Origin of the sequence: Arsenicitalea aurantiaca (assembly GCF_003994485.1) — a bacterium.
In the GTDB taxonomy this organism is placed as follows: Bacteria; Pseudomonadota; Alphaproteobacteria; order Rhizobiales; family Devosiaceae; genus Arsenicitalea; species Arsenicitalea aurantiaca.
Window position 1 is genome coordinate 212,591 of record NZ_RZNJ01000001.1, and the last position, 19,418, is coordinate 232,008.

General features: G+C 68.5%; 19 protein-coding genes. 6 read left to right on the plus strand and 13 right to left on the minus strand.

What is annotated here, in order from left to right; genetic code table 11:
* The first annotated feature begins 4 nt into the window (after nt 1–4).
* Nucleotides 5–394 carry an ExbD/TolR family protein gene (locus tag EMQ25_RS01045; RefSeq protein ID WP_127186700.1) on the plus strand — a complete coding sequence of 130 codons (390 nt, stop codon included), beginning with the start codon at nt 5–7 and terminating at the stop codon, nt 392–394.
* On the plus strand, nt 391–1,344 hold the full coding sequence (locus EMQ25_RS01050) for an energy transducer TonB family protein (RefSeq protein ID WP_127186701.1): 954 nt from the start codon (nt 391–393) through the stop codon (nt 1,342–1,344). The genes EMQ25_RS01045 and EMQ25_RS01050 overlap by 4 nt, the downstream gene beginning before the upstream one ends.
* 12 nt (nt 1,345–1,356) lie before the next feature.
* On the opposite strand, the gene EMQ25_RS01055 is transcribed toward EMQ25_RS01050, so the two are convergent.
* Complete coding sequence (locus EMQ25_RS01055) at nt 1,357–2,001, minus strand: GntR family transcriptional regulator (RefSeq protein ID WP_127186702.1); 645 nt, start codon at nt 1,999–2,001, stop codon at nt 1,357–1,359.
* 206 nt (nt 2,002–2,207) lie between these two features.
* Here EMQ25_RS01055 and EMQ25_RS01060 point away from each other — a divergent pair, with 206 nt between their 5' ends.
* Entirely contained in the window at nt 2,208–3,002 is a 795-nt protein-coding gene (locus EMQ25_RS01060; RefSeq protein WP_127186703.1) for a DUF72 domain-containing protein, read from the plus strand.
* Nucleotides 3,003–3,005: 3 nt separating this feature from the next.
* On the opposite strand, the gene ngg is transcribed toward EMQ25_RS01060, so the two are convergent.
* Together ngg and EMQ25_RS01070 are read right to left on the minus strand one after the other, a co-directional pair.
* Nucleotides 3,006–4,778 carry an N-acetylglutaminylglutamine synthetase gene (ngg, locus tag EMQ25_RS01065; RefSeq protein WP_127186704.1) on the minus strand — a complete coding sequence of 591 codons (1,773 nt, stop codon included), beginning with the start codon at nt 4,776–4,778 and terminating at the stop codon, nt 3,006–3,008.
* Nucleotides 4,775–6,556: an N-acetylglutaminylglutamine amidotransferase gene (locus EMQ25_RS01070; RefSeq protein WP_127186705.1), complete on the minus strand. Its 1,782-nt coding sequence runs from the start codon at nt 6,554–6,556 to the stop codon at nt 4,775–4,777. Before EMQ25_RS01070 ends, ngg begins: the two co-directional genes overlap by 4 nt.
* A gap of 231 nt (nt 6,557–6,787) precedes the next feature.
* Between EMQ25_RS01070 and EMQ25_RS01075 the strand changes: the two genes are divergently transcribed.
* The gene (locus tag EMQ25_RS01075) at nt 6,788–8,389 is read left to right on the plus strand and encodes a GumC family protein (protein ID WP_127186706.1); all 1,602 of its coding nucleotides are present in this window, start codon (nt 6,788–6,790) and stop codon (nt 8,387–8,389) included.
* Between the two features lie 8 nt (nt 8,390–8,397).
* Here EMQ25_RS01075 and EMQ25_RS01080 read toward each other — a convergent pair whose 3' ends face one another.
* From EMQ25_RS01080 to EMQ25_RS01095, 4 genes are read right to left on the minus strand one after another with little or no spacing between them, the layout of a single operon-like run.
* Nucleotides 8,398–8,880 (minus strand): glycosyltransferase, encoded by a 483-nt coding sequence (locus EMQ25_RS01080; protein WP_158625903.1) that lies wholly within the window; start codon nt 8,878–8,880, stop codon nt 8,398–8,400.
* Nucleotides 8,877–9,341, minus strand: coding sequence for a glycosyltransferase family protein (locus EMQ25_RS01085; RefSeq protein ID WP_127186708.1), 465 nt, complete (start codon nt 9,339–9,341; stop codon nt 8,877–8,879). Before EMQ25_RS01085 ends, EMQ25_RS01080 begins: the two co-directional genes overlap by 4 nt.
* The gene (locus EMQ25_RS01090; protein WP_127186709.1) at nt 9,338–10,114 is read right to left on the minus strand and encodes a polysaccharide deacetylase family protein; all 777 of its coding nucleotides are present in this window, start codon (nt 10,112–10,114) and stop codon (nt 9,338–9,340) included. Before EMQ25_RS01090 ends, EMQ25_RS01085 begins: the two co-directional genes overlap by 4 nt.
* Nucleotides 10,107–11,444 carry an O-antigen ligase family protein gene (locus EMQ25_RS01095; protein ID WP_127186710.1) on the minus strand — a complete coding sequence of 446 codons (1,338 nt, stop codon included), beginning with the start codon at nt 11,442–11,444 and terminating at the stop codon, nt 10,107–10,109. Before EMQ25_RS01095 ends, EMQ25_RS01090 begins: the two co-directional genes overlap by 8 nt.
* Nucleotides 11,445–11,631: 187 nt before the next feature.
* Here EMQ25_RS01095 and EMQ25_RS01100 point away from each other — a divergent pair, with 187 nt between their 5' ends.
* Both EMQ25_RS01100 and EMQ25_RS01105 read left to right on the plus strand, forming a co-directional pair.
* A complete protein-coding gene (locus EMQ25_RS01100) occupies nt 11,632–12,918 on the plus strand; it encodes a lipopolysaccharide biosynthesis protein (protein WP_244606424.1) in 1,287 nt (428 codons plus the stop codon).
* A complete protein-coding gene (locus EMQ25_RS01105; RefSeq protein WP_127186711.1) occupies nt 12,915–14,069 on the plus strand; it encodes a GNAT family N-acetyltransferase in 1,155 nt (384 codons plus the stop codon). Before EMQ25_RS01100 ends, EMQ25_RS01105 begins: the two co-directional genes overlap by 4 nt.
* Here EMQ25_RS01105 and EMQ25_RS01110 read toward each other — a convergent pair.
* From EMQ25_RS01110 to EMQ25_RS01135, 6 genes are all read right to left on the minus strand, one after another.
* Nucleotides 14,059–14,769 (minus strand): GNAT family N-acetyltransferase, encoded by a 711-nt coding sequence (locus EMQ25_RS01110; RefSeq protein ID WP_127186712.1) that lies wholly within the window; start codon nt 14,767–14,769, stop codon nt 14,059–14,061. The two genes, EMQ25_RS01105 and EMQ25_RS01110, sit on opposite strands and share 11 nt — an antisense overlap.
* An 83-nt stretch (nt 14,770–14,852) precedes the next feature.
* Nucleotides 14,853–15,821, minus strand: coding sequence for a glycosyltransferase family 2 protein (locus tag EMQ25_RS01115; RefSeq protein WP_127186713.1), 969 nt, complete (start codon nt 15,819–15,821; stop codon nt 14,853–14,855).
* A 9-nt stretch (nt 15,822–15,830) separates the two neighbouring features.
* The gene (locus EMQ25_RS01120; RefSeq protein ID WP_127186714.1) at nt 15,831–16,772 is read right to left on the minus strand and encodes a glycosyltransferase; all 942 of its coding nucleotides are present in this window, start codon (nt 16,770–16,772) and stop codon (nt 15,831–15,833) included.
* Complete coding sequence (locus EMQ25_RS01125; RefSeq protein WP_158625904.1) at nt 16,762–18,276, minus strand: exopolysaccharide biosynthesis polyprenyl glycosylphosphotransferase; 1,515 nt, start codon at nt 18,274–18,276, stop codon at nt 16,762–16,764. Before EMQ25_RS01125 ends, EMQ25_RS01120 begins: the two co-directional genes overlap by 11 nt.
* Nucleotides 18,263–18,766 (minus strand): hypothetical protein, encoded by a 504-nt coding sequence (locus EMQ25_RS01130; protein WP_127186716.1) that lies wholly within the window; start codon nt 18,764–18,766, stop codon nt 18,263–18,265. Before EMQ25_RS01130 ends, EMQ25_RS01125 begins: the two co-directional genes overlap by 14 nt.
* On the minus strand, nt 18,763–19,221 hold the full coding sequence (locus EMQ25_RS01135) for a glycosyltransferase family protein (protein ID WP_158625905.1): 459 nt from the start codon (nt 19,219–19,221) through the stop codon (nt 18,763–18,765). Before EMQ25_RS01135 ends, EMQ25_RS01130 begins: the two co-directional genes overlap by 4 nt.
* Nucleotides 19,222–19,418 lie beyond the last annotated feature (197 nt).

A 19,418-nucleotide genomic window follows, 5' to 3' on the forward strand; every position in this document is an offset into this window, starting at 1 on the left:
GGCGATGAAACTGCCGCGGCCCGAGGCCCGCCGACCCCAGGAAACGGCGATCGCGCTCATCAATGTCGTTTTTCTGATGCTGATCTTCTTTCTGGTCGCCGGAACCATCGCGCCGCCGAGCGCGCCCGGAGTGACGCTCGCGGTTTCGACCGATGCCCCGCAGGCGCCCCCGAACGTCGCGCTCCAGATCGACGCCGAGGGCGGGCTCAGCTGGCAAGGCGTTCCGACACGCATGGAGGATTTTGTTGCGCGCTATCAGCCCCGCGAAGGCGAAAGCCTCAGGATCGGCGCGGACCGCGCGCTGCCGGCCGAGGCGCTGATCGATAGTCTGGGGGCGCTGCGGGCGGCGGGGATCACCGGGATCGTGCTCGTCACCGAACGGCCGGCGCGATGAGGCGGCGGCTCTGGCTTCCGGCGCTCGTTGTTTCGGTCGGGCTCCATGCGGGGCTTGCCGCGGCCTTCCTGCCCGATGCGCCGAGCGTCGAAATTGCCGGGGGCGGCGGGGGCGAGATCGCGCTTTTGGGGAGCGCCTTCGAGGATGCGGTGATCGCGGGCGGGCCCGAAATGCTCGCGTCCGAAACCCCGAAAGGCGATCCGCTAGAGGATCGGGCGCTGCCGGTCGAGCCGGTATCTGCCGCGCCGACGCCACGTGCGGTCGCCGAGCCGGTAAGGGCCGAGGCAGAGACCCGAGCCGCCATTGACGCTGCAAGCGCCGATCCGATCGATCCCGACAGTCTCGCCGTGCTGATGGCGGAGGGGGATGCCGGCCAAGTGCTCAAGGCCGATCCGCCGGAGCGCCAGGTGCTCGAGGCTGAGGCCCCGGACGATAGCGCGGCCGTGCCGCGGACCATGCCGGCAGGCCTGCGCGAGAGGGCGCGGGTGGCAGAGCCTGCCCCGGCGCGGGAGCGCACACCCGAGCGGCCGACCGAGCGGGCGGCGCAAAGGGCGCCGGCGGGCGCGGGGGGCGCGGCGGCGGCCGACGCGCGGCGCGGCATCGAAACCGGCAGTGCATCGGGAACGGCGGCGAGTGCCCGGGCCGGCAGCGGGGGCGGGGCAGGCAATGCCGCGGTTTCGAATTATCCGGGGCGCGTCGTGACGGCGCTGCGCCGGGCGCTCCGCTACCCCTCGGCCGCGCGGGGGGCGACCGGGGAGGCGCAGGTGCGCTTCACGGTCGGCGCGGGCGGACAGGTGCTGGGCGTCGGGCTCGCGCAGAGCTCGGGCAATGCCGCGCTCGACGTCGCAGCCATCGCGACGGTCCAACGCGCGGCGCCCTTTCCCCCGATCCCGCCCGAGGCGGGGCGCAGCGAATGGAGCTTCACCCTGCCGCTCGGCTTCATGCGCTAGGGCGTGAAGAGGTCAGGCGGGGGCGGCGAGGCCTTGGGCGAGCATGCGTTCGACGAGGCGCTCGCGGGCGGCGGTGACGTGGGCGTAGACGGCTTCGCTGCAGGCGCCCGGATCGCGGGCGATGAGGGCGTCCATGATCGCCTGGTGCTCGGCGGCGACGAGGGGGCGGTCGGCATCGCGATAGCCCGAGAGATCGGACCCGAAGGTGCGCACGACGAGGGTTCGCCCCTCGAGCGCGTGGAGCGCCTCGGGATTGCCGGCAATGGCATAGAGCGCGGAATGGAAGCGCACATTGGTCTCGGTGGCGGCGAGGCGGTCGGGGGCGTCGAGATCGGACAGGAAGCGGGCGTGGAGGGCGGCGAGGGCTTCGACATCGGCGTCGGTGCCCTGTTCGACCGCCCGGCGGGCAAGCAGGGATTCGATGCCGATGCGGATGTCGTAGACGTTGCGGATGTAGCGCGTGGTGATCTCCGCGATGCGGAAGCCCTTGTGGGCGTGGGAGGCGACGACGCCCTCGCCCTCGAGCTGGCGCAGCGCCTCGCGCACGGGCATGTGGCTGACCCCGTAGCGGCTGGTCAGCAATTCGATGGTCAGATGCGTGCCGGGGTTGAAGGCGCGTGAGAAGAGATCGCGCACGATGGCGCGCTTGACGCGCACATAGGTCGGCTCGTTGAGCGGGGTGCCGGCGAGCGGCGATGGGGCGAACTGGGACAGCTTCCGGGCTCCGAGGCGAAGGGCCCCGCAGGGCCGGTCTGCCGATCCTTTAGCCGATGATCGCGATGGGTCCAATGCGGGGCGGCAGGAATCGGCTGGAGACGATGGGCGGGCATGATAGGCTCGGGCGACGATGGCAGGAGGATGCGATGGCGGGCACGATACGGGTCGGGGTGGGCGGCTGGACCTTCGCACCCTGGCGCGGGCGGTTTTATCCCGAGGACCTGACGCAGAAGCGCGAGCTCGAATATGCGAGCCGGGCGCTCACCAGCATCGAGATCAACGGCACGTTCTACGGGTCGCAGAAGCCGGAGAGCTTTGCCAAATGGCGCGAGGAGACGCCCGAGGGGTTCGTCTTTTCGCTCAAGGGCCCGCGCTATGCGACCAATCGCAAGGTGCTGGCGGAAGCAGGGGAGTCGATCGAGCGGTTCGTCAATGGGGGGATCGTGAAACTCGAGGATCGGCTCGGGCCGATCAACTGGCAATTGGCGGCGACCAAGCAATTCGACGCGGAGGATTTCGAGGCGTTCCTCAAGCTGCTGCCGAAATCGGTGGAGGGGATCGCGCTGCGCCATGTGGTGGAGGCGCGCCATCCGAGCTTCGCGGTGCCCGAGGCGATCGCGCTTATGCGCCGGCACGGGGTGGGGCTGGTAGTGGCGGGGGACAGCGACTATCCGCTGATCCCCGACCTCACGGCCGATTTCGTCTATCTGCGCATCATGGGCGCGCGCGAGGAGGTGCCGGGCGGGTATGACGCGGACGAAGTTTCCCGTTGGGCGGAGCGGGTGCGGGCCTATGCGGAGGGCCGTGTGCCCGATGGGTTCGAGGCGATTGCGCCGGAGGGGGCCGAAGCCGGCCCCCGCGACGTGTTCGTCTATTTCATCTCCGGCTTCAAGCCGGCCAACCCCGATGCCGCCAGGGCCCTGATCGCCGCGCTGGGCTGAGGTTCAGCTGCGCGCGGCGGTGTTGGGAAAGAGCAGGTCGATGAAGCGCTCCGCGGTCGGCTGGGGCTCGTGATTGGCGAGGCCCGGCCGCTCGTTGGCTTCGATGAACGCATAGTCGGACCCATGCGGGTCGGGCACCATGAAGTCGATACCGACCACGGGGATGTCGATGGCGCGGGCGGCGCGGATTGCGGCATCGACGAGAGCGGGATGGACGGTGGCGGTGACGTCGTGAAGCGTGCCGCCGGTATGCAGGTTCGCCGTCGAGCGCACGGCGATCTCGATGCCGGCCGGCGCCACGTCATCGAGGCCGAAGCCGGATTTCCCGACGCAGCGCTCGGTTTCGGCGTCGAGCGGGATGGTGCTCTCCCCGCCGGTGGCCGCGGCGCGGCGGCGGCTCTGGCGGGCGATCAGCGTGCGGATGGTGTCGGTACCATTGCCCACGATGCGGGCGGGCCGGCGGAGGGCGGCGGCGACGAGCTCGAAATTGATGATGACCAGCCGGAGGTCCTCGCCCTCGGCCTGCTCCTCGATGATCACCCGGTCGGAGACTTCGCGGGCCGTGGCGATGGCGCGGTCGATTTCCTCGAGAGTTGTGAGGCCTACGGCGACGCCGCGGCCCTGCTCGCCGCGAGCGGGCTTGACGACGACCGAGCCGTGCTCGGCGAGGAAGGCCTCGAGCGCCTGCCGGTCGCCGGCCTCGATCTGGGTGGGGACGATGACGCCCGCGCGCTCGACCACGCGCCGGGTGACTGCCTTGTCGTCACAGATCGACATGGCGACGGCGCTCGTCAGTTCGGTGAGGCTCTCCCGGCAGAGGATGGAGCGGCCGCCATTGGTGAGGCGGAAGAAGCCGCCCTCGGCGTCGGTCACATCGACCATGATGCCGCGGCGCCAGGCTTCGTCGACGAGGAGGCGCGCATAGGGGTTGAGCGCGTCGAACTCGGCGGCGGGACCGGTGAAGAGCTTTTCGTTGATGGGGTTCTTGCGCTTGACCGTGTAGAGCGGCACGCGGCGGAAGCCGAGCTTTTCGTAAAGCGCGATGGCGTGCTCGTTGTCGTGGAGCACGGAGAGATCGAGGGTCGCGGCGCCGCGGCTCGCGAAATGCTCGGCGATGCGGCGAACGAGCGCCTCCCCGATGCCGGGATGCTCGGTCTGCGGATCGACCGCAAGGCACCAGAGCGAGGCCCCGAGTTCGGGATCCTCGAAGGCGCGGACGTGGTCGACACCCATCGCCGTGCCGATGATGGCGCCGGTGCGCTCGTCCTCGGCAACGAAGACGGTGATGGCGCGGCTGTCGCGGCGCGACCAGAAGAATTCGGGTTTCACCGTCACCATGCCGCGCGCGGCATAGATGCGGTTGACCTCGGTCGCATCGGTTTCCGAGGAGAGGCGCCGCACGAAAAACCCGCTGATGCGCCGCCGGCCGGGCCGATAGGTCGAGAGGTCGAGCCGGTAGGTGTGCGAGGGATCAAGGAAGATCTCCTGGGGCGCGGCGGCGACCGCGACATGGGGATCGCGGATGTAGAAGGCGACGTCGCGGCGGTCGGGGGCCTCGGCGCGCAGGGCATCGGCCAGCGCCTCGGGGCTTTGGAAGGTCTGGCCGAACAGGAGCCGCCCCCAGCCGCAATCGAGCACGGCATTGGGGGTCGGTTCGGTCATGGGCGCATGGCCGAGCCCGGCGGTGGAGAGGGGTTTCGGCCCCTGCCGCCGCATGCGCTCGAGACGGTGGGCGTGCGCCTCGCGGCGTCCGCGCGTCGACACCCGGTCACTCATTTGCCGGCCCCGTGGGTCTGCAGCCACATTTCGAGAAGGCCCACCTGCCAGAGCTCGGACCCCTGGAGCGGGGTGATGTGGCTCTTGGGATCGGCAAAGAGGGTGTCGAGATAATCCTTTTGGAAGAGCCCACGCTCGCGGGCGGCCTGGCTCGTCAGCGCATCGCGGACCATGTCGAGATAGGGGCCATCGAGATATTTGAGCGCCGGGACGGGGAAATAGCCCTTCTTCCTGTCGATCACCTCGCTCGGGATCACCTTGCGGGCGGCCTCCTTGAGGACGCCCTTGCCGCCATGGGCGAGCTTGTGCTGGGCGGGAATGCGGGCGGCGAGCTCGACGAGTTCGTGGTCGAGGAACGGCACGCGCGCCTCGAGCCCCCAGGCCATGGTGGCATTGTCGACGCGCTTGACCGGATCATCGACCAGCATGACGTTGGTATCGAGCCGGAGCGCCTTGTCGACGGCCTCTTCGGCACCGTCCTCGGCAAAGTTCGCGGCAACGAAGCTCAGCGCCTCGTCGCGATTGGTATGCCATTGCGGGGCGAGGTGGCGGCGGAGCGTGGCGTTGTCGCGATCAAAGAAGACGCGCGCATAATCGGCGACCGGATCGGTCGAGGTCGCCATGGGCGGGTACCAGTGATAGCCGGCGAAGACCTCGTCCGCGCCCTGGCCGGACTGGACGACCTTGATGTGCTTGGAGACCTCGCGCGAGAGGAGGTAGAAGCCCACATTGTCGTAGGAGACCATGGGTTCGCTCATCGCGGCGATGGTGCCGGGAAGGGCGTCCATCAGCTCCGAGGACGGCACGAAGATCTTGTGATGGACCGTGTCGTAATGCTTGGCGATGAGGTCCGAATAGACGAACTCGTTGCCGGTCTCGCCATTGGCATCCTCGAAGCCGACCGAGAAGGTCATCAGATCCTTCTGGCCCATTTCGGCCAGGAGCCCGACGATGACCGAGGAATCGACGCCACCCGAAAGCAGCACGCCCACCGGCACATCGGCGATCATGCGGCGGCGCACCGCGGTGCGCAGCATGTCGAGCACGCGGTCTCGCCAATCCTCGAAGGTCAGGTGCGCCTCGTCGGCCCGGCGGGCGAAATCGGGGCGCCAGTAGCGCGTGTCGGTCACCTTGCCGTCGGGCTCGATGACCCGGACGGTGGCGGGCGGCACCTTGGAGATGCCGGCGATCATGGTGCGCGGGGGCGGCACCACGGCATGGAAGCTCATGTAATGGGCGAGCGCCACGCGGTCGATCGAGGTGTCGATGCCGGGGGTCTTCAAAAGCGCCGGGAGGGAGGAGGAGAAGCGGATCGAGTTCGGCGTCTCGGCGAAATAGAGCGGCTTGATGCCGAACCGATCGCGCGCGACGACGAGGCGGCCGCTCTGTTCCTCATAGATCGCGAAGGCGAACATGCCGAGGAAGCGGGTGACGCAATCGGTGCCCCAGGCGTGATAGGCCTTGAGGATCACCTCGGTGTCGCCGGTGGAGAAGAAGCTGTAGCCCAGCCCCTCGAGCTCGGCGCGCAGGTCCTTGTAATTGTAGATGCAGCCATTGAAGACGATGGTCAGCCCGAGCGCAGCATCGGCCATGGGCTGGGCGGCCTTGTCGGAGAGATCAATGATCTTGAGCCGTCTATGCCCGAACCCCACGCGCCCTTTCAAAGTAACGCCGTCGGCGTCGGGTCCGCGGGGCGCCATGACATCATTCATGGCGGTGATGATCGATTCTTTTACCGGCGACCCGTCAAAGGTCAATTCGCCGCAAATCCCACACATGGATCGCGTTCACTCCTGCTTTGATTTCGTCTTGATTGAGCCCTGTCTAAGGACCGAACGCGCGAAAGGCAAATTCGTGCCATAATTTCCCATGGGCCGCGCAAGGCCGGGACGGGCGCGTCGCGGTTAACCAAAAGTTACCAAGGGACGGGCGCGGCGGGCGGATGGACGGTATAAACAGGGCAGGAGCGGAGCGTCAGCGGCGCCGCTTCCTGCGCTGGAGACGAGGCCATGTTCACCACCGATACGAGAAGCGAAGCGCGCGCGCCACAGGCACCGGCGGCCGGGCCGGCCCAGCGCCGCGACCCCGGGCTTTCGGGCCCCGCCGCGGCTTTCCGGCTGATGGGCCCGATCGATCTCTGGCGGGTAATTGGCTGGGTGACGGGCGGGATCGGCTGGATCCTTGTCATGGTGGCGCTCGGCCTGCTTGCGGCCTTCATCGTGCCGATGGTGGTCAAGCCCCGCTACACCGCCTATGCGGACATTCTGATCGACCCCTCGAACCTGCAGGTGGTGAGCCGCGACGTCTTCGAGCCGCGCGGGCAGCGCGACAGCCAGCTGCTCGACATCGAGAGCAAGATGCGGGTGCTGGTCTCGGGCAATGTGCTGGCCCAGGTGATCGAGAGCCTTTCGCTCACCGGCGACGAGGAATTCGTGCCGACGCGGCCGGGCTTCAGCCTTTCGGGGCTCCTGGGCGGCGGGGCCGAGGACGGCCCGGCGATCGCACCAGAGGTGATCGCGCTCAGGAACCTCGGGGAGCGCGTTTCTGTGCACCGGGAGGAGCGCAGCTATGTGGTGACGCTCGGGGTGCGGACCGAGACGCCCGAAAAATCGGTGCTCGTGGCCAATGCCATCGTCGAGGCCTTCCAGCAGGAGGTGGCGCGGGCCGAGGCGCAGAGCGCGGGGCGGGTGGGGGAATCGCTCGTCGCGCGGCTCGACGATCTGCGGGCGGCGGTGCAGGTCGCGGCCGAACGGGTCGAGGCGTTCAAGCGCGAGCGCGGCATCAGCACGACGCAGACCGGCACCGAGCTCGAAAGCCGCCAGGTGCTCGACCAGATCAATACCGGCATGGTGGCGGCCCAGAGCGCGGTGATCGCCGCGCAAACGCGCTATGACGAATTAAGGCAGCTCGGGGCGACGGGCGCCTCGAGCAGCGAAGCACTGGCTTCCCCCACCATTGCGGCGCTGAGGGCGCAGCAGGCGAGCCTCGAGGCGGAGGCGGTGACGCTCAATGTGCGGTTCGGGCCGCGCCATCCGAGCGTCGCGGCGCTCGGGCCGCAGATCGCTGCGATCCAGGGGCAGGTCGATGCGGAGCTGGCGCGGATCGTGAGCGCGGCACGGACCGATCTCGAACAGGCCGAAGCGGCGCTCCTGCGGGTACAGCGCGAAGCGGAGACGCAGCGCGGGGCGGTGTTTGCCAACAATGACGACCTCGTGGCACTGCGCGAGCTCGAACGCGAGCGCGAGGCGCAGGCGAGCGTCTATGAGGCGTCGCTGGTGCGTGCCCGCGAGATCGCGGAGCGCCAGGAGCTCGACACGACCAATATCCGGATGATCACCCCGCCGGTGCTGCCGCGGGAGCGGAGCTTTCCGCCGCGCCGGGTGATCCTTCTCGCGGCAGGGATCCTCGGGGGCGGGATGGCGGGCGTCGGGCTAGCGCTCGTCTTAGGTTTCTGGCGGGACTATCGGATCGCAAGCCGCACGGCGCGCCAGATCGAGGATGCGCCACGGGCAGCAAAGCCTGCGACCGGCGCTGCGCAGCGGCTGGCGCGGACGGGCGGACCGGCTTCGACGCTGATCCCGACGCGGGCGACGCCGCCGGGCCCGGCCTGAGCCGGCGATTAGTCGAGCGCGGCGATGGCGGCGCGCAAGTTTGCGATGAAGGTCGGGGGGGCGGCGCTGGAGAGGCGTTCGCCCCCGCCGCCTTTGCGGGCTTCGGCAATGGCGCGATCGAGGGTTTCGGGATCGGTCGCGACGTGGATGCCGGGGCGGCCTTCGAGGAATTTCACCGTATCGAGCTGATGGTCGGTCGTGTGTTCGCGCAGCGCGGCGCGGCGCGGAAAGAGGATCACCGGCTTGGCGCGTTCGGCCGCCATGATGGCGCTGCCCATGCCGGCATGGGCGATGATGAGCTCTGCGGCGTCGAGGCGCCGGGCGAATTCGGCAGGCGAGAGGATCTCGGCATGGGCCATGTGGCGGGGCGTGTAGCGGCCGCCCTTGGTCTGGGCGAAGATCTCGGTTTCGGGGTGGCGGCCGGCCCAGTCGTCGACGGCGGCAACGAGGCGCTCGAAGGGCAGCACCGAGCCGACGGTGAGAAAGATCACAGCACCGCCCCCAGATGGCGCGGGCCCGATGGGGTCTCGAGATGTTCCCACTGGGTGAGGTGGAGATCGGCAAAGGGGCGCGCGAGACGCCCCGAGGTGGAGAGCTTGCCGAAATTGGCGATGGAATCGATCCAGACGGTGCGGGCCCCGAGGAGCAGTTTGCCGAGGATCAGCGCCATCAGCCCCGGAAAGGCGCCGGTGGTGACGATGAGCGCGGGGCGCTCGGCAAGGAGCACGCGCGCAACGGCGAGGGCGAGGGCGGGGATGTCGCGCTTGTTGAAGCGGGTGACGTCGGGCAGAACGTGGAAGCGATCGGGCGCGATGTCGCCGGCATAATCGGCGTAGACGCTGGCCCAGACGATCTCGCGGCCGGCGAGGGCCGGCGCGATGCGGCGCAGCTCGACCCAGTGCCCGCCGCCCGAGCAGATGGCGAGGGCGCGATTGGCGATGCGCCGGCTCACCTGTTGCGCTCCGGCACGGCCATGCGGTCGAGCGCGGCATCGAGGGTGAGGACCTCGCAGCCCTTTTCGAGGGCGTGGCCGACGAGCATGTCGAGCGTATCGGGCATGCAGCCGAACGGGGTGGGGGTATCGGAAATGTCGTGGGTGAAGAAGATCAGCCAGCCCGGCTCTGCTGCGACGTCGTCGATCCAGCGCGTCAACGTGCGCGCATAGGCGTCGGGCGGGCGGATTTCGATGGAGCGCAGAAAGGCGGGATCGGTCTTGCCGCGATTGATGGCGGGCACGCCGCCCCGGCAGGTGCGGTAGCGGGCCATCATCTCGCCGCGGATGCCGAGCTTGGGGGCGTTGTAGGGATAGGCGAAATTCTTGAGCGTAACCCCGGGGGCGTGCTCGGCGTGGAAGGCGGCGTTGCGGTCGAGATCGGCAAAGAGCGTGGGCTTGTCGAGCCGGCGCACCCAGGGGTGGGAGAAGGTGTGGCAGCCGAGCTCGTGGCCGCGGTCGGCGAGCTCGCCAACCTGATCGGCCCCGATGAGACGGCGCCCGGGCTCGGTGGTGCCCGCAAGGCCGCCGGCGATATAGAAGGTGCCGCGCACGCCATGGCGTTCGAGAATGGTGGCGCCGGCGGTGAGCGCTGTATCGGGGACGTCGTCGAAGGTGAAGGTGACGATGGGGCGCGCCGGCCGCACATCGATGCGCGGGCCGGGGGAGTGCCAGATCAGCCGGTGGGTCACCTTGCGGGCGAGGGCGTCGAGGGAGGAGTGGAGTTCAGGCAAGGCGTGACCTTTTGGAAGGGTCGGGCGCGTCGGCAAGGCGCGTCCGGGCGAGGTGCCCGAGCCCGAAGATCGCAACGAGCATCGCGAACCAGACGGGGCCGGAATTGGTGAAGAAGCTGCTTTCGAGCACGGCCGAGAAGATGCAATAGAGCCAGATGCGCAAGAAGAGCCGGGTCATCGCCGGATCGGTGCGGCGCGAAAAGGCGCGGCCAGCATCCATCATGGGCTGCCAGAGCAGGAAGGCGAGGGCGAGCAGGAGGGCGGGCAGGCCGGCGGCGAGCCAGATCTCGATATAGCCATTGTGCGCGTGGGAGGCGTTGATCGCCCAGGTCTCGATGTCGCCGCCCGAATAGACGAGGGATTCGGTCTGCCAGAAGCTCTGGAAGCCATAGCCGGTCCATGGCCGCTCGGAGATTGCCGAGAGCGCGAGGCCCCAGATGTCGCGGCGGTCGGTGAAGGTCGCGTCGATCCCGAGGCTCGCGACGAACTGGGTGAGCGGGCGATAGAGCGCCGCGCCGACGACGATGCCGTTGAAGGCGAGGACGCCCCCGAAGACGATGGGGAACCGCAGGACGCGGATGCGCTCGAAGACGAAGGCGATGAGAAGGATGAGGGGCAGGAGCCCCAGCGTCGTCTTGGAGCCGGCCTCGAACAGAAAGAGCGCCGCGCCCGCGACGATCACCCCGCCCCAGAAGCGCGACCAGCGCCCCATGCAGAAGAGGCCGGCGAAGATCGCGATGATCATCGCCGACGAGGCGTCGTTCTTGTGGAGGAAGTGGCCGCGCCAGGCGCCGGCGAGAGCCTGTTCTGAAACGTCCGCCATCTGGTGGATGGCGAGGTGCGGCAGCGCGATGACGCCGAAATAGCAGAGCCCCAATATGGCGAGCATGAAGAGGCCGAGAAGCCGCGCGAACTCCCCCTGGGTGCGGGGCAGGAGAAGGAAGGCGCTGGCGGTGCCGAGCGTCATCGTGATCAGCACCACGCGCCGGAAGGCGAGGGCCGGATAGTCGGCGACGAGCGCGGTGACAAGGAACCAGGCGATGAGGAGCCCGAGGAGGACGCGCGGCCGCAGGAGGCTCGAGCGCGCTTCGCTGCGGAGCGCGGTCAGCATGACGAGGCCGAAAAGCCCGATGCCGAGGAGCTGGTTGAGGAGGTTCGACGCGCCCGCGGAAGGGTCGCCAAAGCTCGCCGCAGCGCGATCCATGAAGGGTTCGGTGGTGATCCAGTAATAGCTGAAGGCGAGCAGGAAGAGCAGCGGACCGACGATGCCGATCCCCGCCCGCGAGGCGGGCAGGGCGGCGTGCGGCGCTCCAAGAGTGGTCTCGCTCATCCCGAGGGTGCCCAAAGGTTAACTGGTCCTTACCCATAGCATCGGGGACGCGGCGGTGTCGTGGCAAACGCAGGTTTTGGTTAAGGCCGGGGCGCGCGTTAACCGCTCGGTAAGCAAGGGCGGGCGCGGCGGGCCGAAGCATGCGAAAAGGAGGGCAGCGGTTTTCGTACAAGGTTCGGGAGACGACGTGGCAGGACGAGTGGCGGGCGTGCGCGGGCTCGTGCCGCTCGGGATCAGCTACATGGCGTCGGGGGGGAGCCTGCTCGCGGCGGCGGCGGCGCAGCTCGTGACGTTCGCGACCCTCGCGAGCCAGCTCGGGCCCGACCAGTTCGGGCTTTATGTGGTGATCACCGCGATCACGACGATCGCGGTGCCGATCGTGGGGCTCGGCGCGCAGGAGTGCCTCGTGCGGCGCGTCGCGCGGGACCGGTCGATCTACCCGGCCATGCTGGGGCACAATCTGATCCTGATCGGGGGCACGGGCCTGCCGCTCCTGCTCATCGGTCTCGTCGTCCTGCCGATCGTGCTGCCGCTCTCGGCGGACCCGCTCGTCAATCATGGCGGATACCTTCTGCTGCTCGCGTCCAACCTCATCCTGCACAAGGTGATCTTCATCGCGACACAGGCCTTCATCGCTCATTCGCGCTTTGCGCCGGCGAATGGGCTCGAGGTCTTCTACGCGTTTGCGCGGACGGCTGCGGCGCTTCTCGCCTGTCTCGTCTTCGGGGTGGAGCGGGTGGCGGACTGGGCGGTCTGGTATTTCGCCTGCCATGTGCTCGTGACCCTCGTTGCGCTCTTCGCGCTCCGGCAGCTCGGCGCGCCGCAATGGCGGATCGTGCGCGACGAGATCTGGACGGGGATCCTGTTTGCGACGCAGTTCATCTTCCGCACGCTCCGGCAGAACACCGATCTGCTGGTCATCGCCATGGTGACGAGCCCGGAGGTCACCGGCAGCTACGGCATTGCGCGGCGCATCCTCGACAGCTCGTATCTTTCGGTCGAGGCGCTCAACAGGCTGATCTATCCGGGATCGGCGGCGGCGAGCGTGGCGGGGCTGCACAAGATCAGCAGGCGGGCGCGAAACGTGCTCCTTGCCGCAGTCGGGATCGCGGTGCTGGCGGCCCTAGCCATCTTCATCTGCGCGCCGATCCTGCCGCTGCTCTTTGGCGCCGAGTACGTTTCGCTGGTTTCGATCGTTCGGGTGCTCTGCTGGGGGGTGATCCTGTTCGCGGCCTATGCGGTTGCCCTCGACACGCTCGGCGCCTCGGGCAATCAAAGAGTAAGGGCGTGGATCCTGAATTCCGCCAATATGATCGGCGCGGGGCTGATCGCGGTCCTGACCTGGCAGTTTGGGCTCGCCGGCGCGTTCGGGGCCTTCTACGCCACCGAGGTGGCGCTGGTGGTCGCCTCGCTGGTCGTGCTGGTTTTTCTGACAAAGGCCGATCGCGCGCGGGCCCAAGAAGGTGCGACATGAATGCGATCGGCCCAGCGGAACGCTTCGACGTCTCAATTGTCTCCGATACGGCAGAACTGCCAGCGGACTGGCCGCGCCGGGCCGGGGAGGCGGATTGCCACGTCTTTCAGCTCGCGCCCTATCTCGCGCTCCTTGCGCGCACCATGGGGCGGGTGGACGGGCGACGCCTCCATTTCGTGTCGGTGCGGGACGAGAGCGGCGCGCCGCTCCTCTTTCTCGCGCTTGCCAGCTGGCCGGTGGGGCCGTTCAGGGTCCTCGGCTTCGCCGATTTCGACGTTTCGGACTATAATGGCCCAGCGCTCGATGCACGTGCCGGCGCGTGGAGCCCGGAGCGGGCGCGCGCGCTCTGGCAGGCGATTGCGGCCCGATTGCCGCCCCATGATTTCGTGACGCTCGAGAAGATGCCCGAGACGATCAACGGGCGGATCAATCCGCTCTGCCTGCTCGGCGCCGTGCGCGACGAGGAGGACGGGCACGGCAATGACCTGAGGGCAGGACGGGCGGCGGTGATGGCGCGCCAGAGCCAGGTCAAGACCACCCAACGCGTCATTCGCAAGCTCGAGCGTGAGGCCGGATTGCGGCTCGTCATCGCCGAGACGGAGGCGGAGCGGACGCGGTTCATAAAAGCTGCGATTGCGCACAAGCAGCGCCGTTTCGATGAGACCAAGCTCGGCGGGTTTCACGCCGAACCCGAAAAGCGGGCCTTCTTCGAGGAGGGGACCGAGGCGCTGGCGGAAGCGGGGCTCCTCCATTTCGCAGCGCTCGAGATCGGTGGGGAGATCGCCGCCACCTCCTGGAACCTCGTTCTTGGCCGCAGGCTCTATGCGATGATGCTCGGGTTTGATGACGGACAATGGTCGCGCTTCGGCCCGAGCCGGCTGCTCAACTTTCTGCTGCTCGAGAGGCTCCTCGAGGAGGGCTTCGACTTCTACGATCTTGGGGTTGGGGACGAGGCCTATAAGGTGGGCCAGTGCGAGACGGCGATCGCGCTCTATCGGGTGCGGTTCGCGACGACGGCGCGAGGACGGATCTATCAGACGCTCGCCGAGACGCGGGAGCGCCTGCGCCGTACGCGAGCCTGGCAGCGGCTGCGCGAGGCCAAATGGCATGTGAAGACGGCGCTCAGGCGCCGCGGCGCGCTCAGAAGTTGAATTCGCGCCGCGGATCGTCCGCCGCGAGCGGGGTGAAGCGGACGGCGCGGAACGTACCGAAGCCGAAACTCGTCTGCTCGCGCAGGAGATAGGGGGCAAAGCCTGCCTTCCGGCATCCCTTCATCGAGGGCATGTTCTCCTCGCCCACGAAGGTGATGACACGGCTGGCGCCGAAATCGCGCGCGCGCTCGGCGATCATGGCCATGGCGGCCGGCATGATGCCCTTGGCGCGGTAGGCGATGGGGGTATAGGCGTTTTCGAGCAGGGCCTCATTGCGCCCGAGGGCGGGGAACTGCTTGAGCGGAGCGAGGCGGTCGTTTTCGGCAGCGCCGAGAAGCCATTGGAAGTAGCAGGGCGTGCCCGCGCGCTCGTCGATCGCGACGAAGCAGCCCGGGAAGCCGCTTTCGAGGAATTTCTGCCGCCAGATGATCTCGAGCCGCTCCTTCTGGTCGAGGCCGGGCTGGTCGAGCGAGAAGAGCACCGGGATGTCGGCGGGCTCGAGGGGGCGGATCGAGATGGGAATGCGCGCGCGCGGGGTTTCGAGCGGTATGTCGAGATCGCGCACGAGCCCATAGGCGCGGTGGCGCGCATGGAGCCCGGCCGAGAGCCTGTTGGCGATGGCGCTCCTGATGCGGGCGATGCCGCCCGAACCAGACGGTGTGGCGGGACCGGTTTGGACCGATGTCGTGCCTGTGCTCATGGCGGGCCTGCGATGGTTAAGGGGCGGTAAATCCGAGCCTAACTCAGGGGGAAGAAGCCCGCATCCTTCGGCTCCGGAGAGGGTTAATGGGCCGGCGAGGCGGCGGGAGCCGGGCTCGCCTTGTAGGCGGCCGGCCGGAAGCCGAAGGCGGCGAGGAAACGCCCGAAAGCAACGAGGACAGGGTGGCTCGCAACGAGCGGCTCGCGCGTGCGCACAAGCGCGACCGCACCACGCCAGAGCCCGAGCGGCAGGACGGCGAGGGCCTTGCCGAGGAGCGCCGCCCGGGCGAGCGGGCCGTCGGCGTGTTTCAAGTCGGCGGTATGGTTGATCGCCCCGATATGGAGGCTGCGGCGCATCAGCCAGCGATCCTGCATGCGGGCGGCGGGAACGGTTTCGTAGACGATGGCGGCGCTGTCCCAGTAAAAGCTGAAGCCGGCCTGCCGGCAGCGACGGAAGAATTCCATGTCGCCACCCCCCATGAAGTTGAACAGGAGATCGAAATCGGCGCTGTCGAGGCCCTCGAAGACGCGGCGGCGGACGAGGAAATTGCCCGAGCCGTAGATGACCGGAACTGGCCCGGTCTCCCCCGCGAGCGAAAGGAAGACCGGGTGGATTTGGAAGCGCCGGGGCGGAACCGGGGCGCCTTCGAAGACGCGAAGGACCGGGCCGCCGACGAGGTCGGCGCCACTACGCTCGGCGGTTTTTACGATCGAGGCGAGCCAGCCGGGTTCTGCGATCTCGTCATCGTCGAGCATCACGAAATGCTCGGCCGCTGGGTAGCGGCTACGGGCGAAGCCGAAGACGGTGTTGACGGCGTGGCAATGGCCCTGGCGCGGCTCGACGAGGGCTTCGCCCGTAAGCGGGCCATTGGCAAGAACGTCGCGGGTGAGGGCGGCGCCTTCGGCACGCTCGGCATCGTTGTCGACGACGACGACGGCGAAGGGAAACGCAGCGGTCTGGCGCTCGAGCGAGGCGAGGGTGAGGGCGAGGTGATCGGGCCGCCGGAAGGTGGGGAGGCAGACGACGACGCGGATGGCGGGTTCGCTTTGCATCGGCAGCTCCTAAAGGCCGAAGGCCGCGGCGGCCGAGACCGCAAGAATGCGCGGAGCGCGGCGGGGATGGGCGCCGATCGCCTCGGAGAGGAGGCGCAGGGCATCGGCGGGGCGCCGGGCGCGGACGGCCTGGCAGGCGATATAGGTGCGCAATTGCGCTTCGGCGTCGCGGCGCAGGGCCGCGCGGGTGTCGCTGTCGAAGCGTTCCATCAGCAGCGGATCGGCGTGGATGGCCTCGAGCGCCGGGGCGAAATCGGAGAGCGCCATGGCCTTCTGCATCGTGACCGAGGCCGGATGGATGCGGTATTCGAGCACGGTGAGGCCGGTGCCGTAATGGATGGGGCCGGTGGCGGCGAGCCGGCACCAGGCATGCCAGTCCTCGGCATGGCGGAGGCCGAGCCGGAAGCCGCCGAGGGCCTTCATCGTTTCGGTGCGGATCAGCATGATGCCGCCATTTACAAAGAAGTTGCCTGCCATCAGGCGCGGGAGGATGTCCCCGCTCGGCTTGGTGCGGGCACGCAGGAGACCGCGGCGGCCGAGGGGGCGCCCGTCGGGATCGATGCGGGTGTAGTCGCCATAGACCGCGACGGCGTCGGGCCGGCGGGCGGCGAGGGCGAGGAGGCTTTCGAGGGCGCCGGGCACGAGCCGGTCGTCGGCGTCGAAAAAGAGGATCCATTCTCCCGTCGCGGCGGCGAGGCCCGAATTGCGGGCCGCCGCGACCCCGCTGCCCAGCGCCGGATCGGTTGCCATGACGATGAGGCGCGGATCGGCAAGGCCTTCGAGGATGGCGGGGGTCTCGTCGGTCGAGCCGTCGTCGACGACGATCAACTCGCCCAGATAGCTGCCCTGGGCGAGGGCGCTCCGGACGGCTTCGGCGATATGGCGGGCGCCGTTGCGGACGGGCATGACGACCGAGATCGGCGCTGCGGGAGCCCGCGCATCAATAGGCATTTGCGAAGGCCTTTCGCGAGAAGACGGTCAGCAGGATGATCTTGACGTCGAGCCAGAGCGACCAGTTGTTGATGTAGTGCAGGTCATGGGCGACGCGCATGGCCATCTTGGCCTCGGTGTCGGCGGCGCCGCGCAGGCCGTTGACCTGCGCCCAGCCGGTGATGCCGGGCTTGACGTGGTGGCGCCGGGCATAGCTCGCGATCTCGGCCATGAAGGCGTCGTTGTGCTCGAGCGCGTGGGGGCGGGGGCCGACGAGGCTCATATGTCCGAGGATGACGTTGAAGAGCTGTGGCAGCTCGTCGAGATTGGATCGCCTCAGGAAGCCGCCGAGCCGGGTGATGCGCGCGTCGCCCACCGCGGTCTGGCGGAAGGGCCCCGCTTCGTGCGCAGTCGTCATCGAGCGGAACTTGAAGATGCGGAAGGGGCGCTCGTTGAAGCCGTGGCGGTCCTGCCGGAAGAAGGCGGGGCCCGGACTTTCGAGCCGGATCGCGATGGCGATCACGATGAAGAGCGGGGAGAGCAGCAGGACGCCGGTGCCGGCGGCGAGGAGGTCGAAGCTGCGCTTGACGAGCCGCTTGGCGGGCGAGAGAGGACGGCGGATGACCTGGATGCCCGAGAGGCCGGTCTCGCGGTCGACCATTGCCTGGCTGAGGCTGGTCTGCCCGAGGAAATTGGATTCGATGTGGCTCAGCGCCGGATCGGGCGAGAGGTAGATGGCCGCGGGTAGCGGGCTGAACTGGTGGAGCAGCGCGTCGATGGCGTCTGACGCCGACCAGGGGAGGGCGAGCAGGATATCGTCGGGCTCCATCTGGCGCAGATGGCGCAGGATGGCATCGGGGCGGTCGAGCGGGATCTCGCGCTGCTCCTCGGCGTCCCAGAAGCCGAGGCCGACATCGGGACGGCCGAGGTCGACGAACATGGCGCCGGCAATCGAGATGCCTTTGCGCCAGAGCTTCTGGCGCATGTAGTAGTGCTCGAGTTCTCCCGGATCCCCCACGAGCACGATCCGGCGCGTCTCGAAGCGGCGGGTCTTGACCGCCTGGGCGAGGAGCAGCACGATCACCGGGCGGGCGCCCACCAGCATCAGCCAGCCAAGGCCCGCAAAGACGATCAGCGCCCCGCGCGAGAGCTCGGAGGTGTCCTGGGCAAGAAAGCTCGCGATGAGGACGATCGCCATCGTGGCGAGCCAGTCGCGCGAGAGGTTCGATTGCGCCGGCGCGCGCCCGAGCACCCAGGAGGCGGCATACTGCCCGCCCACGGCCTGGAGGAGGCTGAAGATCAGCGCCGCGCTCAGCGCATTGCGCAGGCCGTGGAGCGAGAGCGCATAGCCATGCACGACGAGGTGCCAGAGCATGTCGGCCACGAGCCCGGCCAGGAGCACGATGCAGAAATCGGCCGCAAGGAGCATGAGGCTCGCAACCAGATTACCGTCCTCGAGGCGGCGGAAGCCGCGCCGGCCGGCGCGCAGGCGCGTGGCGCCGGCAAGCGGCTCACTCTGCTGCATGGCGGCGCGCGATATTGGTGTTGGCGATGTCGCCCATGGCGTGCTGGAGCTCGACAGCGGGCGACAGGGCGTTGCTGCGGCCGGCCGCCTGGGGCAGGGGCGCATCGAGCATCTCGGTCAGATGGGCCTCGTTGCGTGCGACGCGCACGAGGTCATACCCCATCAGCCGTTCGGCGAGCGCGCCCTGCACCGCACCCCGATCCTCCCCGAGGATGGGGAGGCGCGGCAGGACGATGACCGGCACGGCCCGGGCCAGTGCGGTCAAAAGGAAGTCGATCTCGACATGGGTGACGAGGAGGCGCGCGGAAGCGATCCTCGCATCGAGCTCGGCTTTGGTGAGGCGGCGGGTGAAGGCCATATGCGCGGGCTCTGCCCCGTCCGGGCCGATCTGCGCGAAGAGCTCGGCTTCCGGATGTCGGGCGGCCCAGAGGTCGACGGCCCGCACCAGGCGGTTGAAGGGCGCACGATTGCCGATGGCAAGGACGATCACAGCACCGCTCCCTTGTAATGGGGCCCGCGCGGCCGGGAGAGATGAGGCCATTGGGTCAGCCAGTCATTGGCGAAGAACCCGGCGAGCTTGCCCGAAAGGCTGAGGTCATCGACCGAGGTGAGGCTCTCCACCCAGATGCAGCGGGCGCCAACCAGCCGGCCGACGATCATTGCGATGAGCCCGGGTGCGGCGCCGGTGGAAACCACGATATCGGGGCGCATGGAAAGGGCGGTGCCGATGAGCTGGGCGGCGCAGACGGGCAGGTTCCAGAGGCTGTAGAGCGAGAAATCGCGGAAGCGGCGATAGCGCGCGGTGACCCCGAGGATTTCTGGGGTTCCGGCTGAGGCAAAGCAGATCTCGGCATTTTCGAAGCCCGCGGCGACGACCTGCAGTTCCGCCCAGCGCGTGCCGGGCGAAGCAACGGCGAGAATGCGGAGCGGGCGGGCCGGATGCATGGCGTCAGCTGCTCCTTGCAGGATCGCCCTCCCCGAAGCCTCGGGGGGCAGAGGGTTTCGATATGCGGGGCGAGGAGGCCATGGGCCGACGCTTCTCCGGGATCGTTCAGATCCCACTGCTAGACGATCGGCAAGCAGGCGCAATGTTTGCCGTTCATTAACCTTAAGATCGGGAAATGTCCGGCGCGAAACACACA

Excerpts from the sequence above, each read along its gene's own strand:
- EMQ25_RS01125 (WP_158625904.1), bottom strand. The coding sequence starts at position 18,276 with ATGCAGCAGAGTGAGCCGCTTGCCGGCGCCACGCGCCTGCGCGCCGGC.
- EMQ25_RS01110 (WP_127186712.1), bottom strand. The coding sequence starts at position 14,769 with ATGAGCACAGGCACGACATCGGTCCAAACCGGTCCCGCCACACCGTCT.
- EMQ25_RS01105 (WP_127186711.1), top strand. The coding sequence starts at position 12,915 with ATGAATGCGATCGGCCCAGCGGAACGCTTCGACGTCTCAATTGTCTCC.
- EMQ25_RS01045 (WP_127186700.1), top strand. The coding sequence starts at position 5 with ATGAAACTGCCGCGGCCCGAGGCCCGCCGACCCCAGGAAACGGCGATC.
- EMQ25_RS01135 (WP_158625905.1), bottom strand. The coding sequence starts at position 19,221 with ATGCATCCGGCCCGCCCGCTCCGCATTCTCGCCGTTGCTTCGCCCGGC.
- EMQ25_RS01070 (WP_127186705.1), bottom strand. The coding sequence starts at position 6,556 with ATGTGTGGGATTTGCGGCGAATTGACCTTTGACGGGTCGCCGGTAAAA.
- EMQ25_RS01115 (WP_127186713.1), bottom strand. The coding sequence starts at position 15,821 with ATGCAAAGCGAACCCGCCATCCGCGTCGTCGTCTGCCTCCCCACCTTC.
- EMQ25_RS01060 (WP_127186703.1), top strand. The coding sequence starts at position 2,208 with ATGGCGGGCACGATACGGGTCGGGGTGGGCGGCTGGACCTTCGCACCC.
- EMQ25_RS01095 (WP_127186710.1), bottom strand. The coding sequence starts at position 11,444 with ATGAGCGAGACCACTCTTGGAGCGCCGCACGCCGCCCTGCCCGCCTCG.
- EMQ25_RS01120 (WP_127186714.1), bottom strand. The coding sequence starts at position 16,772 with ATGCCTATTGATGCGCGGGCTCCCGCAGCGCCGATCTCGGTCGTCATG.
- ngg (WP_127186704.1), bottom strand. The coding sequence starts at position 4,778 with ATGAGTGACCGGGTGTCGACGCGCGGACGCCGCGAGGCGCACGCCCAC.
- EMQ25_RS01075 (WP_127186706.1), top strand. The coding sequence starts at position 6,788 with ATGTTCACCACCGATACGAGAAGCGAAGCGCGCGCGCCACAGGCACCG.
- EMQ25_RS01050 (WP_127186701.1), top strand. The coding sequence starts at position 391 with ATGAGGCGGCGGCTCTGGCTTCCGGCGCTCGTTGTTTCGGTCGGGCTC.